This window comes from Geotalea uraniireducens Rf4 (assembly GCF_000016745.1).
GTDB lineage: Bacteria > Desulfobacterota > Desulfuromonadia > Geobacterales > Geobacteraceae > Geotalea > Geotalea uraniireducens.
The window spans coordinates 2,545,497-2,565,745 of record NC_009483.1; the positions used below are offsets into that span (position 1 = coordinate 2,545,497).

A 20,249-nucleotide genomic window follows, 5' to 3' on the forward strand; every position below is an offset into this window, starting at 1 on the left:
CTCCATTCAGAGATCAACCGTTCACTCGGTTGAAAATTTCATTTTTCATGAGATCGCTCATTTCCTTTAACTTGGAAAGACTGGTCAACAATTTTGACGATTTTTCCACTCCAGCCAGAAATTTCGTAACCTCTTCGGCATTAAGAAGAGCGTCTCTGCCGCCTCGCTCGCTTAATTCCTTGTCGACAAGGGTCCGCCCCACTTTTCCCAGGTAGGCAACAGCAACCTCTTTCAAATCGTCTTCCAGTTCTCGAAGCCTTTCGTTCTGTTGCACGCTATCGCGCTCTTGAGCTTCCTTACTGAGTTGCTCCATTTGGGCAGTATAACGGATTTTAGTCGAGTCCCAAATCTTATCGATGTTGACCATTTCAAGAAGATCATAGAGCATCAACTCATCGGCGCTTTTAGTCGACAAGACATCGATTTTTGCGCCGGGCAATCCGGCAATTTTCTGTGATTCGCTGGCGGAGGTCTCAATATCGTTGGAACCATCGTGGAAAAAACCGAGGGGCGCACCTTCCTTATAAAAGATCAAGGCAGATCTGTCTTCTGTGTATATGCGCAAGCAGCCGTTTAATTGGCGAACCTTCATTTTTTCCAAAAGGCCCTTGATATCGATAAGCTTGAGTTCCTGTCCTTTAAACAGCACTTCTCCGTGCAAAAGTGCATGCAACCCCATGACCAGATCCTTGGAAAGACGATAGACCGAAAGACTTCCGCCGCCAGCCAGGATTTGATTGCTGAGCTCGGCAATCGCCTCAAAACCGGAAAGTCTGGCTTTATCAAGCTCATGCAACGCACTGATAAGTTTTCCCCCTTCGAAGAAAAGTATCCCGCTCGATGATGGAAAAATAAAATTAAGGTAACCGGTGAAACCTCCACCTTTCAACTTGTCGAGCATTTCGGGAAGCTTGACCTTGGCAGCTGCAATATTTTCGTATAGTGGATTTCCCTTAGGTAGGAGGAACATCCTTTTTCTCCTTATTCAGTTGCAAATATTAGAAATAATGCTTTTCAAATATATGTCATAACAAAGTGAAAAGAAAGTATCAACTCAATTTCTGGTCGAAACTTTCATATATTTTTGCGAATATATGTTCAATCTTGAAAAAGGTTTCGAGAAGTACCGGATCAAAGTGAGCTTGCGGATTTACCCTACTGTCTCCGTTACGGAAAATCGCCAAGGCTGCTTCGTGGCTTAAGGGTTCTTTATAACTTCTCTTGGAACGGAGGGCATCGTAAACATCGGCAAGCTTGGCAATTCTGCCCGCAAGAGGGATGTTTTCCCCTTTAAGCTGGTACGGATAACCGCTGCCGTCCCAGTTCTCATGATGGGCTATGGCGATCTCGCGAGCGATGCGCAGGCGGGGCGAATCGCCAAGTATCTGTTCACCGTAAATGGGGTGCATCTTGATCTGCTCCATTTCCTGATCATTCAAAGAACCTTCTTTGAGCAGAATGGAGGTTGGGACCTTGATTTTTCCCACGTCATGCATCTGGGCTGAGTAAGAGATCGTCTCAACAAAATCGATAGGTAACCCCATATTGGCGGCAAGTGCTCCCGCATAGCGGTTGACACGGAGAATATGTCTTCCGGTATCTTCTTCCGCTGCTTCACAAGCCCTTGCCAAGGTTTCTATTGTATAGATAAACGCCTTCTCCGTCGCACTTACCTCGTCGGAAAGGGTCAGTAACGATCCAATCACAACGGCCATGCTGCGTAATACATCCGCGTCATAATTGGTTGCACGTCCCGGGTAATTGAAGGCAATTATGGCGCCAGGGGTTTCACCACTGATACGACAGGTGATAAAATTAGTGATGGGCGAAACGACAAAACCCTTTACACCGGGATGGAAATAATCCTGAAAGGCCTCGATACTTTCGTATCTATCGGCCCAGTTAACCACCACATTTTCTTGTTCCTGGGCATGCACGAGATTTACTGCATAACTTGATAAAGGGTCGAAGGTAATTTCCTCTGACCTCTCTACCAGCGCACCTTCCTTCATATGGAAAACTCGACCGCGACATAAACTGCCATCATGTTCCTGAAAAACAAGAAAAATACTGGATGGCCCGCGTCGTCCCTTTCCGCCCAGCACTTTCCCCAATACCTCAACATAAAGTTCTTCACTGGTAAACCTTTTACAGCATATGTCCTGCAAGGTTTGATCGGTTAATCGAAGTAAGTCCTGTGTCTGCTTTAATGACATTTCGCAAAGTTCAAGAGACATGTGTCTTACCTCCCCAGATTACTTAAACAGTCCTCACCATTGATATATACGCTATAAACCGGCTTACCGCAATGCTTTATAGGTTAACAGCGCAAAGCCTTCTATGAATTCAGCAAAAAAAAGAGCCCGATGAACATTCATCGGGCTCTCCTGCAATTCGCATTGCTGGTTTACTACTTGGCAGCAGCAGCCTTGTCGTAGCCCAACTGGAATGCTTTTTTATTCAACTCAACAAAAGCTTCAGGAACGCGAGCAAGAACTGCCTTTTCAGCGCTTTCCTTGGTTACAACGCCTGTCAGTGCAACCATTGCTCCGAGAGCTACGATATTTGCGACGATTTCACGTCCTACCTCGTTTTTAGCGGTATTGATGATAGGGAATGAAACAACCTTAAAGTTGCCTTTTGGTTGTTTAGTTACCAGATCGGAATCGATGAGCAGTACGCCACCTTCTTTCAGGTCGTGGGAGTACTTATCGCAAGCTTCCTGGGTCAGCGCAAGAAGAGCGTCAACAACGGTAGCTTTCGGGTAATCGATCATGGAGTCCGAAACAATAACTTCCGACTTTGAAGCGCCGCCGCGTGCCTCAGGCCCATAACTCTGAGACTGCACAGCCTGCTTTCCGTCATATATCGAGGCGGCTTCAGCCATAATAACTCCGGCAAGGATCAAACCCTGTCCGCCTGCCCCGGAAAATCTGATTTCATATCTTTGTGACATCTGACTTTCTCCTTTAGGATTTAATTACTTGCCGCCCTTGGCACGCTCAATGACTTTTGCATACTCAGAAGTATAATCAGGTCTTTCTTCTTTATAGAGTACGCCGGTAAGGATTTTACCCTGAAGCTGCTCAGGAGTCATTTTTTCCGCAGCCTTAACCGGGACAGCAACATCCTTCAACCGGTTCATCATCTCGATTACAGACTTGAACTTATTGCGGCGGCCATAGGTTGTCGGGCAATCATCCAGAATTTCAACAACCGAGAAACCTTTGTGTTGAACCGCTTCTACGATCAGCTTATCAATCTGGGTTGCATGATATGCTGTGCCGCGGGCAACGAATGTTGCACCGGCGCCGATCGCCAGCTTTGCGATATCAAATGCCGGATCAGGGTTGCCGTAAGGCGTTGTGGAAGCCTTGGCGCCGGTTGGAGTACAGGGTGAAAACTGTCCGCCGGTCATGCCGTAGATATTGTTGTTCATGATTATGTAGGTCATGTTGATGTTTCTGCGACAGGCGTGGATGAAGTGGTTACCACCAATGGCAGTACCATCGCCGTCACCACCAACAACGATAACATCCATTTCAGGCTTAGCCATCTTTACACCGGTAGCAAAAGCCGCTGCACGGCCGTGAGCCGTATGGAGCGTACAGAAATCCAGATAACCGGGAAGCCTTGAGGCACAGCCGATACCGGAAACTATGGCCGTATTGTTTTTTTCAAGGCCCAGGGTGTCAATGGCCCTGATGAGCCCTTTCATTACAATGCCGTGGCCACAGCCGGGGCACCAGATGTGCGGTAATTTACCGGGACGGATATATTTATCATAATCAAAAGCCATTTTTACTTAACCTCCTTGATCTTGTCGAGGATCTGACCAGGATTAATCGGCTCTCCGTCAACACGGAAGATGCCGTGAACCGGGGCCTTTCCTTCTGCGCAACGCTGTACTTCCACAGTACACATGCCAAGATTCATCTCAGGCGTAATAAATGCCTTGACCCTGGAGGCCAATGCCTTGAGCTGCTTGTCCGGGAAAGGCCAGAAGGTCTTGATTCTGAACAGACCGGCCTTGATACCCTGTTTACGGGCTTCATTCACTGCAAAGCGTGCAGAACGTGAGGTGGAACCAAAGGCAACGATAGCCACTTCAGCATCATCCAGCATGTACTCTTCAAATTTGACAATATCATCAACGTTGGCATCGACCTTACGAACCTGACGCTCCTCCTCAGCCTGCACCAGGGAGGCCTTGGTTGTAGGGAAGCCGTCTTCTGCTTTGTTCAAGCCTGTTACATGAAACCGGTATCCGGAACCGAATGCAGCCAGCGGTGGAACATCTCCAAATTTGGTATCATAAGGCTTGTATTGCTCGGGAGAGACGGATGGAGCTGTACGATCAATTACTTCAAGTTCACCCTTCTCCGGGAAAACGATTCTTTCACGCATATGGGCAACAATTTCATCCGGCATAACCATAACGGGTGTACGGTATTTTTCGGCCAGATTGAAGGCACGGACAGTCTCCTCAAAAAGTTCCTGAACGGATGCAGGCACAAGACAGATTGCAGGATGGTCGCCATGGGTACCCCATTTAGCAGACATGACATCAGACTGGCTGGGACCGGTAGGCATACCGGTTGATGGACCACCACGCATAACGTTGATAATAACGCATGGAGTTTCGGCTATGCATGCGTAACCGATAAGTTCCTGCTTAAGGGAAAGTCCGGGGCCGGAAGTGGATGTCAGTACCTTGGAACCTGCCAGTGAGGCACCGATAACAGCGGCCATAGCCCCGATCTCGTCTTCCATCTGAATAAACTTACCACCTATTTTCGGTAACTCTGCCGACATAACCTCCGCAACCTCAGTTGACGGAGTAATCGGGTAACCGGCGAAAAACTTGCACCCGGCATACAGTGCGCCATGGGTAGCAGCTTCGTTACCCTGCATAAAAGCAACTTTCTTTGCCACTTTCACTACCTCCTGTTTAATTATTAAGCGGTCACTTTAATAGCAAAATCCGGACATCTCAGTTCGCACTGCATACATTTGATGCAGGCTTCCAGGTTTTTTACGGATGCCACAAAGCCCTTCATTTCCAAGACTTTAGTAGGGCAAAACTCTACACAGATATGGCATCCCTTGCAGTACTTCTCGATGATCTCAATTGTCGGAAGCTTCTTATCCATCTACGTACACTCCTTTACTGGAATATGCCTTGCGGGCAAGCAAACACGGTTTCTATAACACATACTGTATACAAAAAGCAAGAAAGACTTTATACCCACTGTTACGGTCACGCAGGTAATAAAAAAGGTAAAGAAGGGCTAATAAGCCCTTCTTTACCTGCTAGTTAACAACTATTACAAATTACTTCATGCTGTCTACAAGTTCCTTAACGGCTGCGACTGAATTGTCGAACATTGCCTGCTCTTCAGCGTCGAGTGAGAATTCAACGATCTTCTCAATGCCATTGGAACCGAGAATACAGGGTACGCCCACATAGTAGCCTTTTACGCCAAACTCGCCATTGAGCAGCGCACAAACCGGCAGGAGTCTTTTCTGGTCACGGAGGATGGATTCAGCCATGGCGATTGCGCTGGAAGCAGGTGAGTAGAAAGCGCTGCCGGTTTTGAGCAGGCCGACAACTTCACCGCCGGCACCCTGGGTACGCTTAACAAGAGCAGCCATAACTTCTTTTGCTTTGGCCTTGTCATTATTGTACTTGCGCTCAAGAAGCTCCATGACCGGTACGCCGTTGACGTTGGCATAACGAATGATGGGAACCATGGTGTCGCCGTGGCCGCCCAATACCATGGCATTGACGTCTTTCACGGACACGCCGAGTTCCCATGCGATGAAAGCGGCAAAGCGTGCGGAGTCAAGCACGCCGGCCATGCCCATGACGCGGTTTGAAGGAAAGCCGGTAATTTTCTGGCAGAGGGTAACCATGGCATCAAGCGGATTGGAAATAACGATGACAAAAGCATTGGGAGCGTACTGCTTGATCCCTTCGGAAACCGACTGCATGATTTTCGCATTTGTGGCGATAAGATCGTCACGGCTCATGCCCGGTTTACGGGGAAGACCAGCGGTAACAATTACGATATCGGAACCCTTGATATCAGCGTAATCGTTTGCACCTGAAAGAGCCACATCAAAATTATCAACCGGTGAAGCCTCGGCGATATCAAGGGTTTTACCCTGCGGCAACCCTTCAACGATATCAAAAAGTACCACATCACCAAGTTCCCGCAGTGCTGAAAGCTGAGCAAGAACGCCGCCGATCTGTCCACCACCGATTAACGAAATCTTCTTTCTGGCCATTTTTCTCTCTCCTTGACTGGATTTTGTTTTATTTACTACACCCTTTATGCGATAGCGTCCACTATAGCATTTAAGGTTGCGCTAGGACGCATTGCTTTTTCCGTCTTTACCGGATCCGGCATATAGTAGCCGCCGATATCCTGAGGTTTCCCCTGGGCACCGATCAATTCTTCATTGATCTTCGCCTCATTTTCCTTGAGCTGCTGTGCAACTTTGGCAAAACGTGCCTGCAGCTCTTTGTCCTTGGTCTGCTCTGCCAGAGCCTCAGCCCAGTACATTGCGAGGTAGAAGTGGCTGCCTCTGTTGTCTATCTGACCAACCTTACGGGCCGGGTTCTTATTGTTCTCCAGAAATTTGCTGTTTGCCTGATCAAGCGTATCTGCCAGGAGCTGGGCCTTTTCATTCTTGAAGGTATTGGCCAGATGCTCCAGAGATACGGCCAGCGCCAGGAATTCGCCTAGTGAATCCCACCGCAGGTAGCCTTCCTGTAGAAACTGCTGGACATGCTTGGGCGCCGAGCCGCCTGCTCCTGTCTCGAACAGTCCGCCACCAGCCAGAAGCGGTACGATCGACAGCATTTTTGCGCTGGTACCCAGTTCAAGAATCGGGAACAGGTCGGTCAGATAATCCCTCAAGGCGTTTCCGCTTACGGAAATGGTATCTTTACCGGCTTTTGCTCTTTGACACGTGAAAAGCATCGCGTCCACAGGAGCCATGATCTCAATTTCCAGACCTTTCGTATCGTGGTCTTTCAGGTACATGTTTACCTTTTCGATCATCTGTGCATCATGGCCCCTGTTTTTGTCCAACCAGAAAATAGCCGGTGCTCCGGTTGCCCTTGCTCTGTTTACCGCCAGCTTTACCCAGTCTCGTATCGGCAGATCCTTTGCCTGGCAACCGCGCCAGATATCGCCTTCTTCTACGGTGTGCTGGATGAGTACCGCTCCGGATTCATCGACTACTCGAACGGTCCCATTTCCCGGAACCTTGAATGTCTTGTCGTGGGAGCCATATTCCTCCGCCTTTTGTGCCATCAGACCTACGTTTGACACAGAACCCATCGTTGTAGGATCGAATTGGCCGTTTTTCTTACAGAAATCTATACACACCTGATACCACTCTGAATAACAGGTATCAGGTATCACGCATTTCACGTCGTGAAGCTTTCCATCCGGGCCCCACATCCCACCGGAGTCACGAATAACAACCGGCATGGATGCATCGATGATGATGTCATTGCTTGCATGCAGGTTGGTGATGCCCTTATCCGAGTCCACCATCGCCAGTGCAGGCCGCTTCTTGTAAACTGCCTGGATATCCGCTTCTATCTCGGTCTGCTTGGCTTCCGGCAATTTCTTGATTTTTGCATACAGGTCACCCATGCCAAGATCCGGATTGACACCCAGCTCCTTAAATGTAGCCGCATGCTTTTCGAAAACATCTTGATAGAAGACGGAAACGAAATGACCGAACATGATGGGATCGGATATTTTCATCATGGTGGCCTTGAGGTGCACGGAGAACAGCACATCCTTTGCCTTAGCGTCTTCAATCTGCTCCGCGATGAATTTGCGCAGGGCGCGAACGTTCATGAACGTTCCATCGAGGACTTCACCTTCCTGAAGGGGCAACTTCTCTTTCAGAACAGTGGTCTTCCCGTCTTGACCGACAAACTCAATACGTACATTGCCGGCCTTTTTCATGGTAACGGATTTTTCACTGTGGTAAAAATCCCCATCATTCATATTGGATACATGTGTCTTTGAATCCGGGCTCCAAGCGCCCATTTTATGCGGGTGCTTTTTAGCGTATTCCTTTACCGCACGTGCCGATCTCCTGTCGGAGTTCCCTTCCCTTAAAACTGGGTTTACGGCACTTCCCAGACATTTGGCATATCTTGCATGAAGCTCTTTCTCTGCGTCGGATTTAGGTTCCTCTGGATAATCCGGTAGTTTATAGCCCTTTCCCTGCAATTCCTTAATAGCGGCTTTCAGCTGGGGAATTGAAGCACTGACATTGGGCAGCTTGATGATATTGGCCTCGGGCTTCTGTGTGAGCTCGCCCAATTCAGCCAGATAATCCGGCATTCTCTGACTCTCCGTCAGATAGTCGGGAAAGTTTGCGATAATTCTTCCTGCAACAGAGATATCCCTTGTTTCAACGACAACGCCAGCTGCCTTTGTGAAGGCATTGACGATGGGGAGTAAAGAGTATGTTGCCAGTGCGGGTGCTTCATCAATCTTTGACCAAATGATCTTTGCAGTTTGTGTTGTCATATTCTCTCCTTAGTTTTTATGCCAGCATCGCCAGAGGCTTAATGAAAAGATGTTGTAGTGCTTGCAAGCCGTTTTAACACTTTTCAATCTTGTTACTTGAATGAAGCGTAGAGTTGATGTTTTTCACAGCCGAACCGCACTTAATAATCTTGGACTCTGAATTTGTCCAAACATTTTAAAGTGTTAGCAAATCAGCATCGGGCCTTCAAAATTTTGTATACAGTATACAAATCAGTTTTCGGTGTCAAGGAAAATATTGGAGGAAATTATTGTGTTTTTCTACTTCAGGGAGAAATGGTTGAGCAGTTTCTCAACTGCTCAACCATCTGCTTTCGGGGGAGATTAATGGAGAGGTTTTTCCTGGGCGTAACGTCTTGCCTCAACGATATCTTCGCGGCTCAGGTTTCTCGGTATGCGCAGCACCTGGCCGGGCCAGATATGTTTGGGATCGCTGATCTGATCCCGATTGGCGCGGTATAGAAGCGGCCAGAGGTTTCGATCGTTGTAAACCTCCGGCTGCGAAGCTATGAACGGCAAACTTTCACCACGTTTCACCGTGTGATAGGCGGGTAGTTGCCGCTCTTTGGGTTGCCTGGCCTTTTCGGCGTTTTTTTCTGCAATTCTGCGCGCCTCTGCTTCCTGCGCAGCTTTGGCAGCTTCATACTTTTCCAGAGCGATCCTGCGTGCCTCCGCCTCCAGTGCGCGCTTTCTCTCCAGCTCAAGCCTTTCAGCATCAGCCCTGCGCTGGGCCTCTTCCTTGAGCCGAAGTTTTTCAGCTGCAAGTTTCTTTTCCAGCAAACTACCTTTAGACCAGGCTAACAGGAATAATTTATCGGCGTCCTCAATCTCTTCTTCTTTTACAAGAACTTCTCCCTTCAGGATCAGTTCCTCAATACTCGCGAATTCCGCGGGGAAGATTTTATCGCCTTCGTCTCTCCGGGCCTTATCCAGGACATTTTGTGCCTCCTGTCTCCACATCGGTGCAGGTGTGGTGCAGCCGGACAACAATAACACAATCAGGATTACCAATAAGGGTAATTTGCCACAGAGCCGAATCATCCAGTACCTTTATTTGACGACCGTTTTCAGCCCGAGTTCTCGCAATTGCTTCATATCTACAGCAGACGGCGCCTCAGACATCAGACAGGCGCCTTTCTGGGTTTTGGGGAAAGCGATGACATCCCTGATCGAATCACTGCCGGTGAGAAGCATGATGAGGCGGTCAAGACCAAAGGCGATTCCACCGTGGGGCGGAGCTCCGTAATCCATGGCATCCAGCAGAAAACCGAATTTGGTCCGTGCGTCTTCCTCGGAGTGGCCAAGCATCTTGAACATAAGAGACTGAATTTTTTCCTGATGTATCCTGATGCTGCCTCCGCCGATTTCGTTGCCGTTCAGCACCAGATCATAAGCCTTGGCGCGACAGCGGCCCGGATCGGATTCAACATATTCCAGATCCTCATCCATCGGAGCGGTGAATGGGTGATGTACGGCAGCCCACCGTTTTTCTTCTTCGTCCCACTCCAAAAGAGGGAAGTCGGTGATCCAGACAAAATTAAAGGTATCCTTATCCAGCAGCCCGAGACTTTTGGCCAGGTGATTGCGCAGCTTACCCAGCGAATCGTTGACGACCTTCGGTTTGTCGGCGACAAAGAGAAGCAGATCGCCTTCTTTGGCGTCAAATGCCTTGTCCATGGCCGAGATTTCCTCAGCGGTAAAGAATTTGGCGATGGGTGACTGCCACCCCTCGGCGGTCATCTTCACGTAAGCCAAACCCTTTGCACCGTAAATCTTGGCGAACTCGGTCAGGTCGTCGATCTCCTTGCGCGACATGCCGCCACACCCCTTGGCATTCAGCCCCTTGACGATCCCGCCGCCGGCCACCACATCGGCAAACACCTTGAATCCGGCGTTTTTGACGATATCAGACAACTCGACCAGTTCCAGCCCGAAACGAAGATCGGGATTATCAACGCCAAAGCGGCGGATTGACTCGGCATAGGTCATGCGCGGGATGGGGAGATTTACCGTCGCCCCCTTTGTCTCGGTAAATATCCGGGCAATAAGCCCCTCCATGACGGTTATGATGTCCTCACGATCAATGAACGACATCTCGCAATCGATCTGGGTAAATTCCGGCTGCCGGTCGGCGCGCAGGTCCTCATCGCGGAAACAGCGGACTACCTGAAAGTAGCGGTCAAAACCCGATACCATCAGAATTTGCTTGAAAAGCTGCGGAGATTGCGGCAAGGCATAAAACTCACCCCGGTTGATCCGAGACGGGACGAGAAAATCGCGGGCACCTTCAGGCGTCGATTTCGTGAGGAACGGCGTTTCCAGCTCCAGGAAACCATTACCGGTCAGATACTGACGGGTAATCTGGGCAACCTTCGAGCGGAGGATAAGGTTTTCCTGGAGAACCGGACGACGTAAATCCAGATAACGGTGCTTGAGGCGCAGGTTTTCAGCCACATCCACATAATCATCCAGGGTAAAGGGAAGCGCCTTGGAGCGATTGAGCATCTTGCATTCCGATACCAGCACTTCCACTTCGCCGGTCTTGAGGTTCGCATTGACCGTGCCATCAGGGCGGGGTATTACCTTGCCCCGTATTGCCACCACATATTCATTGCGGATCGCTTCAGCTTTTTTGTGTGCCGCCGGACTGTTATCCGGGTCGAAAACCACCTGGGCCAAACCCTCCCGATCGCGCAGGTCAACGAATATCAACCCGCCATGATCGCGCCGACGGTGCGCCCATCCCATCAGCACCACTTCTTTCCCTATATCACCCGCGGTCAAAGCTCCGCAATAATGGGTTCTCTTCCAGCCTCCGAGAAAATCTATCATTTAAACCATCCCCCTATTCCTCTCAGTTAAAAAACCGGTCAAGTATACTCAAAAAGAAATGACGCTTCAAGGAATAATGCCGTTCTTTATCTATAAATTTTATTTAAAAAGGCCTTACGGACATTCCGCAAGGCCTTATCATAAATAAGAGACGAGCAATTTACTCCCGTCCCCGGGCAACATAGGCGCTGCTGCGTTGTTCGGCAAAGGTCAGATGTAAAAGCATCAGATCCCGCGCCTGCTCCGGATTCTTGTCTCTGATCGCCTCGAAAATGCTTCGGTGATGGGTATAAAGCATCTTGTGATCCTCTTCGGTCAGATAAACCGCCCGCCAGACATTCCGCTGAAACTCCTTCATGGCGTCAAAGATACTCTGCATCATATGCAGCCAGACGACATTATGGGTTGCCCTGGCAATCACCGTGTGAAAATTTGCGTCCAGGTCCTCGGATGACTTTGCCCCATCCAGGTTCCGGGCCATGGCGTCGACGATTGCCTGCAACCTGACGATATCCTCGGGCAAAGCCCTTTGTGCAGCGTAATAGGCAGTCCAGGATTCCATCCCTTTCCGCACCTCGATAACGTCAAGGGCCCGTTCCCCTTCCCCCCTGATCAATTCGGAGAGCGGAGTGCCGGTGGGCGTTTCAACGAGGGACTTGACCACGGTCCCCCCGCCCTGGAATGCCTCCACCAGGCCGGAGGCAGCCAGAACATTGAGCGCCTCGCGGACAGAAGGTCGGGATACGCCGAACAACTCGGCCAGTTCGCGCTCGGGCGGGAGCTTGTCGCCTGGATTGAACTCGCCCGACAGTATTGATGTACGGATCTGCTCCGCAATCTGCGTGGAGATTTTCTTCGGCTTGATCGGTTTGAACTTCATGGCGCTCCAATGAAAAAAGGGTTAGCATTAACCCCTTTTTCATACAATATATATGTTTTAATGGCAAGCATATGTTTATTTCACCATAAAACTCTCCAGCAACAGCTCGGTTATATGCGCCACCCTGACCGGTTGGGCATCGGCTGCCAACGCCTTTTTCAGCTGAATCAGACAGCCGGGGTTGGCGGTAACCAGGCAATCGGCGCCGGTGCGGCGGATGTTGTCCACCTTTCGTTGCAGCACCTTGTCCGCCATCTCCGGCCGTTGGATATTATACGTACCCGCGCTGCCGCAACATGCGTCCGCCTCATTCAGTTCCCGATAATCGAGCCCGGGGATCAGTTTCAGGAGCTGGCGCGGCTCCTGGCGGATTCCCTGGCAATGGGCGATGTGACAAGGGTCGTGATAGGTCACCCGCCTCCCGAGCGGCTTGAGCAGCTGCCGCAGCTCCCCGGCATGCAGGGCAAGGATCTGGGAGATGTCGCGCACCTTGCCGCTAAATTCCGCAGCGGCATCGCCGTCCAGGTGATGTCCGTACTTCTTCAGCTCAGCCCCGCAGCCGCCGCAATCCGTGACGATGTAATCGACGTCGAAGCCGCCGAACAGCTCAACGTTGGTGCGTGCCGCCTCTTTCAACCCCTCCAGATCGCCCCCCAGCATATTGGGAGCGCCGCAGCAGACTTGGTCGCGCGGGGTGATCACCCGGTAGCCCAGCAGCGAGAGTAGTTGGATGGTGGCCCGGCTGGCCTCGGAGAAGATCAGGCTCATGACGCAGCCGAGGAAGAAACCGACCGTGCCACGTTCTGTACCCCGTGCAGGGGTGACCTCCTGGATGGTCTGGCGCAACGGTCTGGACGGCAGCGCAGGGAGCAGGCCCTCCATCCGTTCCAGCGGTTTGGGAAACATCTTCAGGACGCCGAGTCTCCTGACCAGTTTCTGCAGGCCGCTCCGCTGGTAGACCCGCATCGGTGCCATGGAAGCCTCCAGACGGTCGGGATGGGGCACCAGCTTGCGCAGGATCAGGTTTTCCATGAAACCGAGGCCGGCTTCCCCCTTCCGCTCGCAGGTGAACTCCGCCACCAGTTCGCCGGCATTGACGCCGCAGGGGCAGGCCGAAGCGCAGGCCTGGCAGTCCAGGCAGAGCGACAGGTATTCCAGCAGCCGTTCCGACTGGTCAAGTTCCCCTTCCTGGAGCTTGCGCACCAGGGCCACCCTGCCGCGAGGCGAGGCGGTTTCGAGAAAGGTTTCCTTGTAGGTCGGACAAGCGGGTAGGCACATGCCGCAGCGCATGCAGTTGATCAGTTTGACGTAGTCCATTGTAAACCCCGTAATTCAGGACTGGGAACTCGGACGGGTCTTTTCTTTGTTCTTCCCAATCCCAATCCCCAGTCCCCGTTGTTAAAACACCTTGCCCGGGTTCAATATCCCCTTCGGGTCGAATGCCTGCTTGATCCCCCGCATGACCCGGATGCCCGACTCCCCCACCAGTCGTGGCAGGTACTTCTTCTTGGCGATCCCCACCCCATGCTCGCCGGTGATGGTCCCCCCCATGGCGATGGCGACGTCGAAGATCTCCGCAAAGGCGGCATGGGCGCGCCGGATCTCGTCCTGATCCCGCTCGTCGGTCAGGCAGGTGGGATGCAGGTTGCCGTCGCCGGCATGGCCGAAGGTGCCGATGGTGACGTTGTACTTCGCGGCCGCCTCCTGGATGACCTTCAGCATCGGGGCAATGCAGCTGCGCGGTACGGTGGCGTCCTCCAGGATGGTGGTCGGCTTGAGCCGTGCCAGGGCGGACAGGGCAGTGCGGCGGGCAGCCGCCAGATTGAGCGCCTCGTCGGCGTTCTGCGCCGTCTGGAAGAATGAACAACGATATTTTTTGCAGATTTCCGCCACCGCCGCGGCCTCCTCGGCAATCACCGCCGGGTGGCCGTCCACCTCGATCAGCAGCACGGCGTCCACGTTCAGCGGCAGGCCGACATGGGCGTAGTCCTCGACGCACTTGATGGTCACCTTGTCGAGGAACTCCAGTGTGGCCGGGATGACCTTGGCGGCGATGATGGCCGAAACCGCCAGAGCCGCATCCTGCAGCACCGGGAAATGGGCCAGCATGGTGATCTTGCCCTGCGGTTTGGGGATCAGCTTTACGGTGATGCCGGTAAAGAACCCCAGGGTCCCTTCGGATGAGACCAGCAGCGGATTGAGACTGTAGCCGGCCACGTCCTTGACCACCTTGCCGCCGGTGCGTAGCAGATCGCCATTGGCCAGTACCGTCTCCAGCCCCATGACATAGTCGGCTGTGACCCCGTATTTCAGGCCGCGAAGCCCTCCCGAGTTCTCGGCAACGTTCCCCCCCATGGTGGAGATGTTCATGCTCCCCGGATCAGGCGGGTAAAACAGGCTCCGCGACTCCACCTCCCGGTGCAGGGCACTGGTGACCACCCCCGGCTCAACGGTGGCCGTCAGGTTTTCCTCATCGACCTCGATGATGCGGTTCAGTCGGCTGGTCTGCATCACCACACCGGCATTGACCGACAGGGAGCCACCCGACAGGTTGGTGCCCGAGCCGCGGGGAGTAACGCTCACCCCGGCATCATGGCAGAGCCGCAGAATGCGGCTGACGTCTTCCGCCGTTGCCGGCAGAACAACTGCTCCCGGCAGGCTCTCGATCTCCGGCGTCGAGTCGTAGCCGTAGACCGCCAGCGATTCCCGATCGCTCAGGGTGTACTGTTCGCCGACGATGGTCTGCAGCTCTTTGATGAATGATGGTTCCATATATTCTCCGTCCACGTAGGGGGCGCCCACCTGTGGTTGCCCTTTTCACGGGCGGCCACGGGTGGCCGCCCCTACAGTATTTCCTTTACGGGATCATCCACTGGAGGACATACGCCTGCAGATAGACGATGATACCCACCACTATGGTCAGGAAGATCGAGTGTTTCAGCGTGAAGCGGAACAGGGTGCCCTCTTCGCCCACCATGCCGCAGGCGGCGGTAGCCACGGCCAGAGACTGGGGCGAGATCATCTTGCCCATGACGCCGCCGCTGGTGTTGGCCGCGCCGGTCAGGATCGGGTTCAAGCCGAGCTGTTCGGCGGTGGCCTTTTGCAGGCCGCCGAAGAGCACGTTACTGGATGTATCGGAGCCGGTCAGGAAGACCCCCAGCCAGCCGAGGAAGGGGGCGATGAACGGGAACCAGTGGCCGGTCTTGGTGAAGACGAGGCCGAGGCAGTTGGTCATGCCCGAGGTGTTCATGACGTAGGCCAGGCCGAGCACCGAGGCTACGGTGAGTGCCGGGAAGCGCATGTCGTAGAGGGTCTTGCCGGCGATCTTCATGGTATCTCCCATACCTACACCGCAGAGCAGCGCGGAGAGGAAGGCGGCAATCAGGATGGCGGTGCCGGCGGCGGACATGAAGTTGAAATTGTACTTGGCTGCCAGCTTGATCGGCAGCTGGTCGGCGACCGCCTTTTCGAGGGGTTTGAACTGGTCCTTCTTGGCGCCGTTGATCTTCACCAGTTCGCCGCAGAGCTTCTTGGTTTCGGTCATCTTCTTGGAAACCAGGTCGCAGGCCTGGAGGCGCTCGTCGGTCAGCACCGCGCCTTTGCCCGCAAGGCCTGTTTCAACCGGCAGGAAGGCATCCTCAAGCCCCTTCAGCTCCTTAAGTTTTGCAGCCAGCTCGGCCTGTTTCGGATCGGTCGGGGAGAGGGTGGCCAGCTGCTTGTCGATCTCCTCGTTCACCTTGGCGATCTTCTTGAGACCATCCTCGGGCTTGGAGACCTTCTTGACGATCATATTATCCAGGCCGGCCACGGTGATGACCACTTTGCTCTTGTCAAGCTGGGCCTTGATGGAGGGGATGCCCCACAACAGCACCATCACGGTCAGGGCCAGATAGGGTGACCAGGCGCGGAACACCTCGCCGGCGGTATAGTGATGCTGCTCGACACCTTTGCTGGCCGCTTCGTGGTCGAAGACGTAGTTCTCTTTAGGGCTCCAGACGCGCAGCAGCAGTACCAGGGCAGCCATGGCAGCCAGGGAGGAGATGATGTCGGGGAGATAGGGGCCGAGGTAGCTGGCGGTGGCCCACTGGCAGACGGCAAAGGTGACGCCGCAGGTAATGATGGCCGGCAGCACTTCGATGGTCTTCTTCCAGCCGACCATGATCATGATCACGTAGAACGGAATGACAACGGAGATGAAGGGGAGCTGGCGGCCGACCATGGTGGAGAGTTTCATCATGCCGTCGTCGCCGTAGCCCATGACGCCGGCCAGGGCTACTACCGGGATACCGATGGCGCCGAAGGCAACCGGCGCGGTGTTGGCGATCAGGCAGACACCGGCGGCATAGAGCGGACGGAAACCGAGACCCACCAGGGTGGCTCCGGCAATGGCTACCGGCGTGCCGAATCCTGCGGCGCCCTCGATGAAGGCGCCGAAGCAGAAGGCGATCAAAAGTGCCTGAATACGACGGTCCGCGGTCACGCCGGCCAACGAGGCCCGGATGATTTCGAACTGCCCCCCCTTGACGGTAATGTTGTACAGGAACAAAGTGGTGATGACGATGTAGAAAACCGGGAAGAGGCCGAAGGCCGCCCCCTGCATGAAGGCGAGACCGGCCAGCTTGGCCGGCATCCCCCATACGGCAATGGCGATGGCAACGGCAGACACAACTGCCAGTGGTCCTGCCTTGTGGGCCTTCATCTTCAGCACGGCGAGACAGACGAAAATTACCACGAGTGGAATGGCAGCAACCAGTGCCGACAAACCGAGACTTCCTCCTACCGGGGTGTAGCTCTGAATCCAGGGCATGACAGTTCTCCTCTCTTTACTCTGCTCTGTTGGGGTTGACGGGTATGGTTTCGTTTATGTTTCGAACTTTATTCAGGTGGCCTCCCATTTCTTGCCGTAAGCCTCAACATGCTATTTGGCATCTTCTGAAACCAGGTTAAATGCGGTGCATATACCTGCAATCAAACCCGGTTATACATGTTGGTATTACCATTTATCCTTTATTCCAAACAACTGTCAAGTATTTTTTCTTGCAGCACCGTCTACCCATTGACTGGCCTACATTTATTAAATACCATGTTTTGTAATATGGTATTACAATTTAAAAACGAGGGAGGCACCGATGCTTGATAAATTCCATATTGCAGCAGAAGCTGCAGGCGCAAACGTAAAACGGTTTCCCCTTCCACACCTCCCGCCAATAGCAGAGACCCCTTTCCGGGACCTGGTGCGGGAACGAGGAGCGAGAGAAAAAGTAAATGTAAGCACACAAAAAAACGGCCGCTCCAGTTTCCCGGAACGGCCGTTTTAGCAATTTTCACCAGCTTCGCTGCGTTACTACATGATCGCCAGGTTCTCCACAGTGAGCGTCCCGTCGCTGACCGTCAGCGAACCTTGCAGGGTGGTGAAGCCGGACCTGTTCGCGTAGGCGGCATCCCACCCACCTTGTATGGTCACACTCACCTGCCGATTACAGTCGAGACTTTCGACAAAACTGCCGACTGACGTAAGAAGTAGCTGCCCATTGTCTGCAGCGGCATTGTAAGCGGTCTGGAGGCTGGCGGGTGGCGTAATGCGATAGATCCCCTCCTCAAGGAAAATGACAGGACTAACGATCGTTGTGAGGTTCCCTGCCTGGTCCAGGAGTCTTACCCATACCTGAATCCCGTACCGCGCAGGGGGAGATCCAGGACCGGATGACTAGCGGAGTTCAAGGTTATCCGCAAGGCGGCGCTCCGGGCGCCATCCGCTGTGGGGGAGAAAGCCACGTTGACCGTGCAGCTCCCACTGGGCGCCAAGGTCGGCGTAAGGCTGCCGCAGCTCCCCGGAGTGACGCTGAACTGTCCGGCGTCCGTTCCGGCGACAGCGATGGAGCTCACCGCCAGACACATCGCACCGGTATTGCTGATGATGAAAGAATGAAACGCCGATGTATAATACCCGGCGGTGAAATATTTTCAAGAAAATATAATTATACGCAACTAATCACCAATCACTGACGGCTTGTCGGCGACCGGATGCTTTGGCGAAAAAAAGCCCGCCGATAAAGGCGGGCAATCTACAACATGGAGGTAGCTCGACTGGAATATATCAACGTTAGCTGGCAAGGCCGAAACCAAACAATTTTCACGCAACGGCGCAACGACGCAACGTTTAAAAACCAAGAACCAATAATTTGTTTAAAAGCCTTTCGTTGCGTCGTCGCGTGAGTCAAGTTTCCCCCTGTGTCAGAATAGTTGTCGCCTCAGATGGGTTGTTTAGCCACGGTCTTTCGAGCTGAATTGCAACGAGCGTAGCGAGCTTGCGATTCAGCTCGAAAGACCGGGACCGGCAAAAGCCGGCGACCCGTATTTTTTCAACATCTGGGGGCAGCAAGGATCTATAATGACATACACACAAGGATTCAAATCCAGCCTGGTTCGCAAGATGGCCTGCCCTAATGGCGTCTCGGCCTCAGCTCTATCCCGAGAAGTGGGAATTCCCCAACAATCACTCTCTCGCTGGCTTCGAGACGCAAATGTCGTGAATGAATCTGGTAACTCCCCAATTTCTGAAGCACCATGGAGAACAATGTCCCCAAAGCGCCCACAAGACAAGTCTGCCGAAGAAAAGCTCAAAATCGTCATCGAAGCCGAGACGGTTGCCGAAGATCAACTTGGCGCCTTCCTGCGTCGCAATGGAATTCATGAAGCACAGTTACGCGAGTGGCGCGCCATGATGCTTTCGGGGCTGCAAAAACCGTCTCGGCCTTCCTCAAAAACATCAGAGGAAACTCGCAAAATTCATGCACTGGAAAAAGAATTACTGCGCAAAGATAAAGCATTGGCCGAGGCCGCCGCGATTTTGATCCTCAAAAAAAAAGTCCAATCGATCTGGGGGGGCGAGGACGAGCCCACGGACAAGAGGAACGGCAGATGATCGGGCAACTTATTGAAGAGGCAACCCATTCCGGAGCGAGACTTGAATCGGCCGTTGTCGCCATCGGGCTGAGCATTCGCACGTTCCAGCGTTGGAATCTCCAGGATGACGGAGCAGATCGGCGACATGGGCCAGTCGCAGAACCGGCGAACAAGCTGGCTCCGTCGGAGCGGCAGAACATCATCGATATTGCAAACTCCCCGGCGTTTCGGGATATTTCGCCGAAACAGATCGTGCCGCAATTGGCCGATCAGGGAATATACGTGGCGTCGGAATCGAGTTTCTACCGGGTGCTCAAAGACGATGGGCTGATGACTCACCGGGAACCCTCCCGGCCCGCCACCAGCCGCAAGCCAAAAGAACATGTGGCTACCGGTCCTTGCCAGGTCTGGTCATGGGACATCACCTACTTGAAGAGCCCGATTCTTGGGCAGTTCTTTTATCTCTACATGATCATGGATGTCTGGAGCCGCAAGATCGTAGCGTCCACGGTGTTTTTAAAAGAATCCAATGACTATAGCGCCAGGCTGTTTCTGAAAGCCTGTATCAGGCTCGGCATCAATCCGGAAGGCCTGATTCTTCACTCCGACAACGGCGGCCCGATGAAAGGGGCGACCATGCTGGCTACTCTCCAGCGCCTGGGCGTAATTCCTTCCTTCAGCAGGCCACAGGTCAGTGACGACAACCCTTTCTCAGAAGCGCTGTTCCGAACCATGAAATATAGACCTGGTTATCCGAGTCGGCCTTTTTCAAGTCTGGCAGCGGCCCAGACTTGGGTTGATGGTTTCGTCGCTTGGTATAACACGGAGCATCTGCACAGCGGCATTCGCTTCGTCACCCCGGACGATCGCCACTTCGGCCGGGAGAAAGCCATCCTGTTAAACCGCCGGGAGATATACGAGAAGGCCCGGCAACAAAACCCAAACCGCTGGTCAAAAAACATCCGAAACTGGGAGCCAGTGGAAACAGTTTATCTTAACCCTGAACCAACGGCGGAAGTCGAACTTCTTGACGCCGCATAAAAATT

At 52.9% G+C, this 20,249-nt stretch carries 16 protein-coding genes; 1 reads left to right on the top strand and 15 read right to left on the bottom strand.

All coding sequences use genetic code 11. The features are described from left to right. Positions 1-13: 13 nt before the first annotated feature. From GURA_RS11095 to GURA_RS25340, 15 genes are all read right to left on the bottom strand, one after another. Entirely contained in the window at positions 14-901 is an 888-nt protein-coding gene (locus GURA_RS11095) for a GTPase-activating protein (RefSeq protein ID WP_232279003.1), read from the bottom strand. Between the two features lie 148 nt (positions 902-1,049). After that, positions 1,050-2,237: an HD-GYP domain-containing protein gene (locus GURA_RS11100; protein ID WP_011939074.1), complete on the bottom strand. Its 1,188-nt coding sequence runs from the start codon at positions 2,235-2,237 to the stop codon at positions 1,050-1,052. A 173-nt stretch (positions 2,238-2,410) separates the two neighbouring features. Then, entirely contained in the window at positions 2,411-2,956 is a 546-nt protein-coding gene (locus tag GURA_RS11105) for a 2-oxoacid:acceptor oxidoreductase family protein (RefSeq protein ID WP_011939075.1), read from the bottom strand. 24 nt (positions 2,957-2,980) lie between these two features. Then, positions 2,981-3,799: a 2-oxoacid:ferredoxin oxidoreductase subunit beta gene (locus GURA_RS11110; RefSeq protein WP_011939076.1), complete on the bottom strand. Its 819-nt coding sequence runs from the start codon at positions 3,797-3,799 to the stop codon at positions 2,981-2,983. A gap of 2 nt (positions 3,800-3,801) precedes the next feature. Next, positions 3,802-4,935 (bottom strand): 2-oxoacid:acceptor oxidoreductase subunit alpha, encoded by a 1,134-nt coding sequence (locus GURA_RS11115; protein ID WP_011939077.1) that lies wholly within the window; start codon positions 4,933-4,935, stop codon positions 3,802-3,804. Between the two features lie 23 nt (positions 4,936-4,958). Then, complete coding sequence (locus tag GURA_RS11120) at positions 4,959-5,153, bottom strand: 4Fe-4S binding protein (RefSeq protein ID WP_011939078.1); 195 nt, start codon at positions 5,151-5,153, stop codon at positions 4,959-4,961. A 181-nt stretch (positions 5,154-5,334) separates the two neighbouring features. Beyond that, the gene (mdh, locus tag GURA_RS11125; RefSeq protein ID WP_011939079.1) at positions 5,335-6,291 is read right to left on the bottom strand and encodes a malate dehydrogenase; all 957 of its coding nucleotides are present in this window, start codon (positions 6,289-6,291) and stop codon (positions 5,335-5,337) included. 44 nt (positions 6,292-6,335) lie between these two features. Further along, positions 6,336-8,567 carry an NADP-dependent isocitrate dehydrogenase gene (locus GURA_RS11130; protein WP_011939080.1) on the bottom strand — a complete coding sequence of 744 codons (2,232 nt, stop codon included), beginning with the start codon at positions 8,565-8,567 and terminating at the stop codon, positions 6,336-6,338. Positions 8,568-8,909: 342 nt separating this feature from the next. After that, the gene (locus GURA_RS11135) at positions 8,910-9,545 is read right to left on the bottom strand and encodes a LysM peptidoglycan-binding domain-containing protein (RefSeq protein ID WP_232279004.1); all 636 of its coding nucleotides are present in this window, start codon (positions 9,543-9,545) and stop codon (positions 8,910-8,912) included. A 90-nt stretch (positions 9,546-9,635) separates the two neighbouring features. Beyond that, a complete protein-coding gene (aspS, locus tag GURA_RS11140) occupies positions 9,636-11,417 on the bottom strand; it encodes an aspartate--tRNA ligase (protein WP_011939082.1) in 1,782 nt (593 codons plus the stop codon). A 160-nt stretch (positions 11,418-11,577) separates the two neighbouring features. Then, a complete protein-coding gene (locus tag GURA_RS11145) occupies positions 11,578-12,297 on the bottom strand; it encodes a FadR/GntR family transcriptional regulator (protein ID WP_011939083.1) in 720 nt (239 codons plus the stop codon). Positions 12,298-12,372: 75 nt separating this feature from the next. After that, positions 12,373-13,614 (bottom strand): (Fe-S)-binding protein, encoded by a 1,242-nt coding sequence (locus GURA_RS11150; RefSeq protein ID WP_011939084.1) that lies wholly within the window; start codon positions 13,612-13,614, stop codon positions 12,373-12,375. 81 nt (positions 13,615-13,695) lie between these two features. Continuing rightward, entirely contained in the window at positions 13,696-15,069 is a 1,374-nt protein-coding gene (locus tag GURA_RS11155; protein ID WP_011939085.1) for an FAD-linked oxidase C-terminal domain-containing protein, read from the bottom strand. Positions 15,070-15,154: 85 nt separating this feature from the next. Beyond that, positions 15,155-17,104: an L-lactate permease gene (locus GURA_RS22820; protein ID WP_011937099.1), complete on the bottom strand. Its 1,950-nt coding sequence runs from the start codon at positions 17,102-17,104 to the stop codon at positions 15,155-15,157. Between the two features lie 848 nt (positions 17,105-17,952). Further along, entirely contained in the window at positions 17,953-18,195 is a 243-nt protein-coding gene (locus tag GURA_RS25340) for a choice-of-anchor D domain-containing protein (RefSeq protein ID WP_083764858.1), read from the bottom strand. Between the two features lie 493 nt (positions 18,196-18,688). Between GURA_RS25340 and GURA_RS11180 the strand changes: the two genes are divergently transcribed. Then, a protein-coding gene (locus GURA_RS11180) for an IS3-like element ISGur5 family transposase (protein WP_085949352.1) occupies positions 18,689-20,244 on the top strand; the annotation gives its coding sequence in 2 pieces (ribosomal slippage) (positions 18,689-19,166 and positions 19,166-20,244; 1,557 coding nt in all). Positions 20,245-20,249 lie beyond the last annotated feature (5 nt).

Excerpts from the sequence above, each read along its gene's own strand:
- GURA_RS11095 (WP_232279003.1), bottom strand. The coding sequence starts at position 901 with ATGCTCGACAAGTTGAAAGGTGGAGGTTTCACCGGTTACCTTAATTTT.
- GURA_RS11100 (WP_011939074.1), bottom strand. The coding sequence starts at position 2,237 with ATGTCTCTTGAACTTTGCGAAATGTCATTAAAGCAGACACAGGACTTA.
- GURA_RS11105 (WP_011939075.1), bottom strand. The coding sequence starts at position 2,956 with ATGTCACAAAGATATGAAATCAGATTTTCCGGGGCAGGCGGACAGGGT.
- GURA_RS11110 (WP_011939076.1), bottom strand. The coding sequence starts at position 3,799 with ATGGCTTTTGATTATGATAAATATATCCGTCCCGGTAAATTACCGCAC.
- GURA_RS11120 (WP_011939078.1), bottom strand. The coding sequence starts at position 5,153 with ATGGATAAGAAGCTTCCGACAATTGAGATCATCGAGAAGTACTGCAAG.
- mdh (WP_011939079.1), bottom strand. The coding sequence starts at position 6,291 with ATGGCCAGAAAGAAGATTTCGTTAATCGGTGGTGGACAGATCGGCGGC.
- GURA_RS11130 (WP_011939080.1), bottom strand. The coding sequence starts at position 8,567 with ATGACAACACAAACTGCAAAGATCATTTGGTCAAAGATTGATGAAGCA.
- GURA_RS11135 (WP_232279004.1), bottom strand. The coding sequence starts at position 9,545 with ATGTGGAGACAGGAGGCACAAAATGTCCTGGATAAGGCCCGGAGAGAC.
- aspS (WP_011939082.1), bottom strand. The coding sequence starts at position 11,417 with ATGATAGATTTTCTCGGAGGCTGGAAGAGAACCCATTATTGCGGAGCT.
- GURA_RS11145 (WP_011939083.1), bottom strand. The coding sequence starts at position 12,297 with ATGAAGTTCAAACCGATCAAGCCGAAGAAAATCTCCACGCAGATTGCG.
- GURA_RS11150 (WP_011939084.1), bottom strand. The coding sequence starts at position 13,614 with ATGGACTACGTCAAACTGATCAACTGCATGCGCTGCGGCATGTGCCTA.
- GURA_RS11155 (WP_011939085.1), bottom strand. The coding sequence starts at position 15,069 with ATGGAACCATCATTCATCAAAGAGCTGCAGACCATCGTCGGCGAACAG.
- GURA_RS22820 (WP_011937099.1), bottom strand. The coding sequence starts at position 17,104 with ATGCCCTGGATTCAGAGCTACACCCCGGTAGGAGGAAGTCTCGGTTTG.
- GURA_RS25340 (WP_083764858.1), bottom strand. The coding sequence starts at position 18,195 with ATGTGTCTGGCGGTGAGCTCCATCGCTGTCGCCGGAACGGACGCCGGA.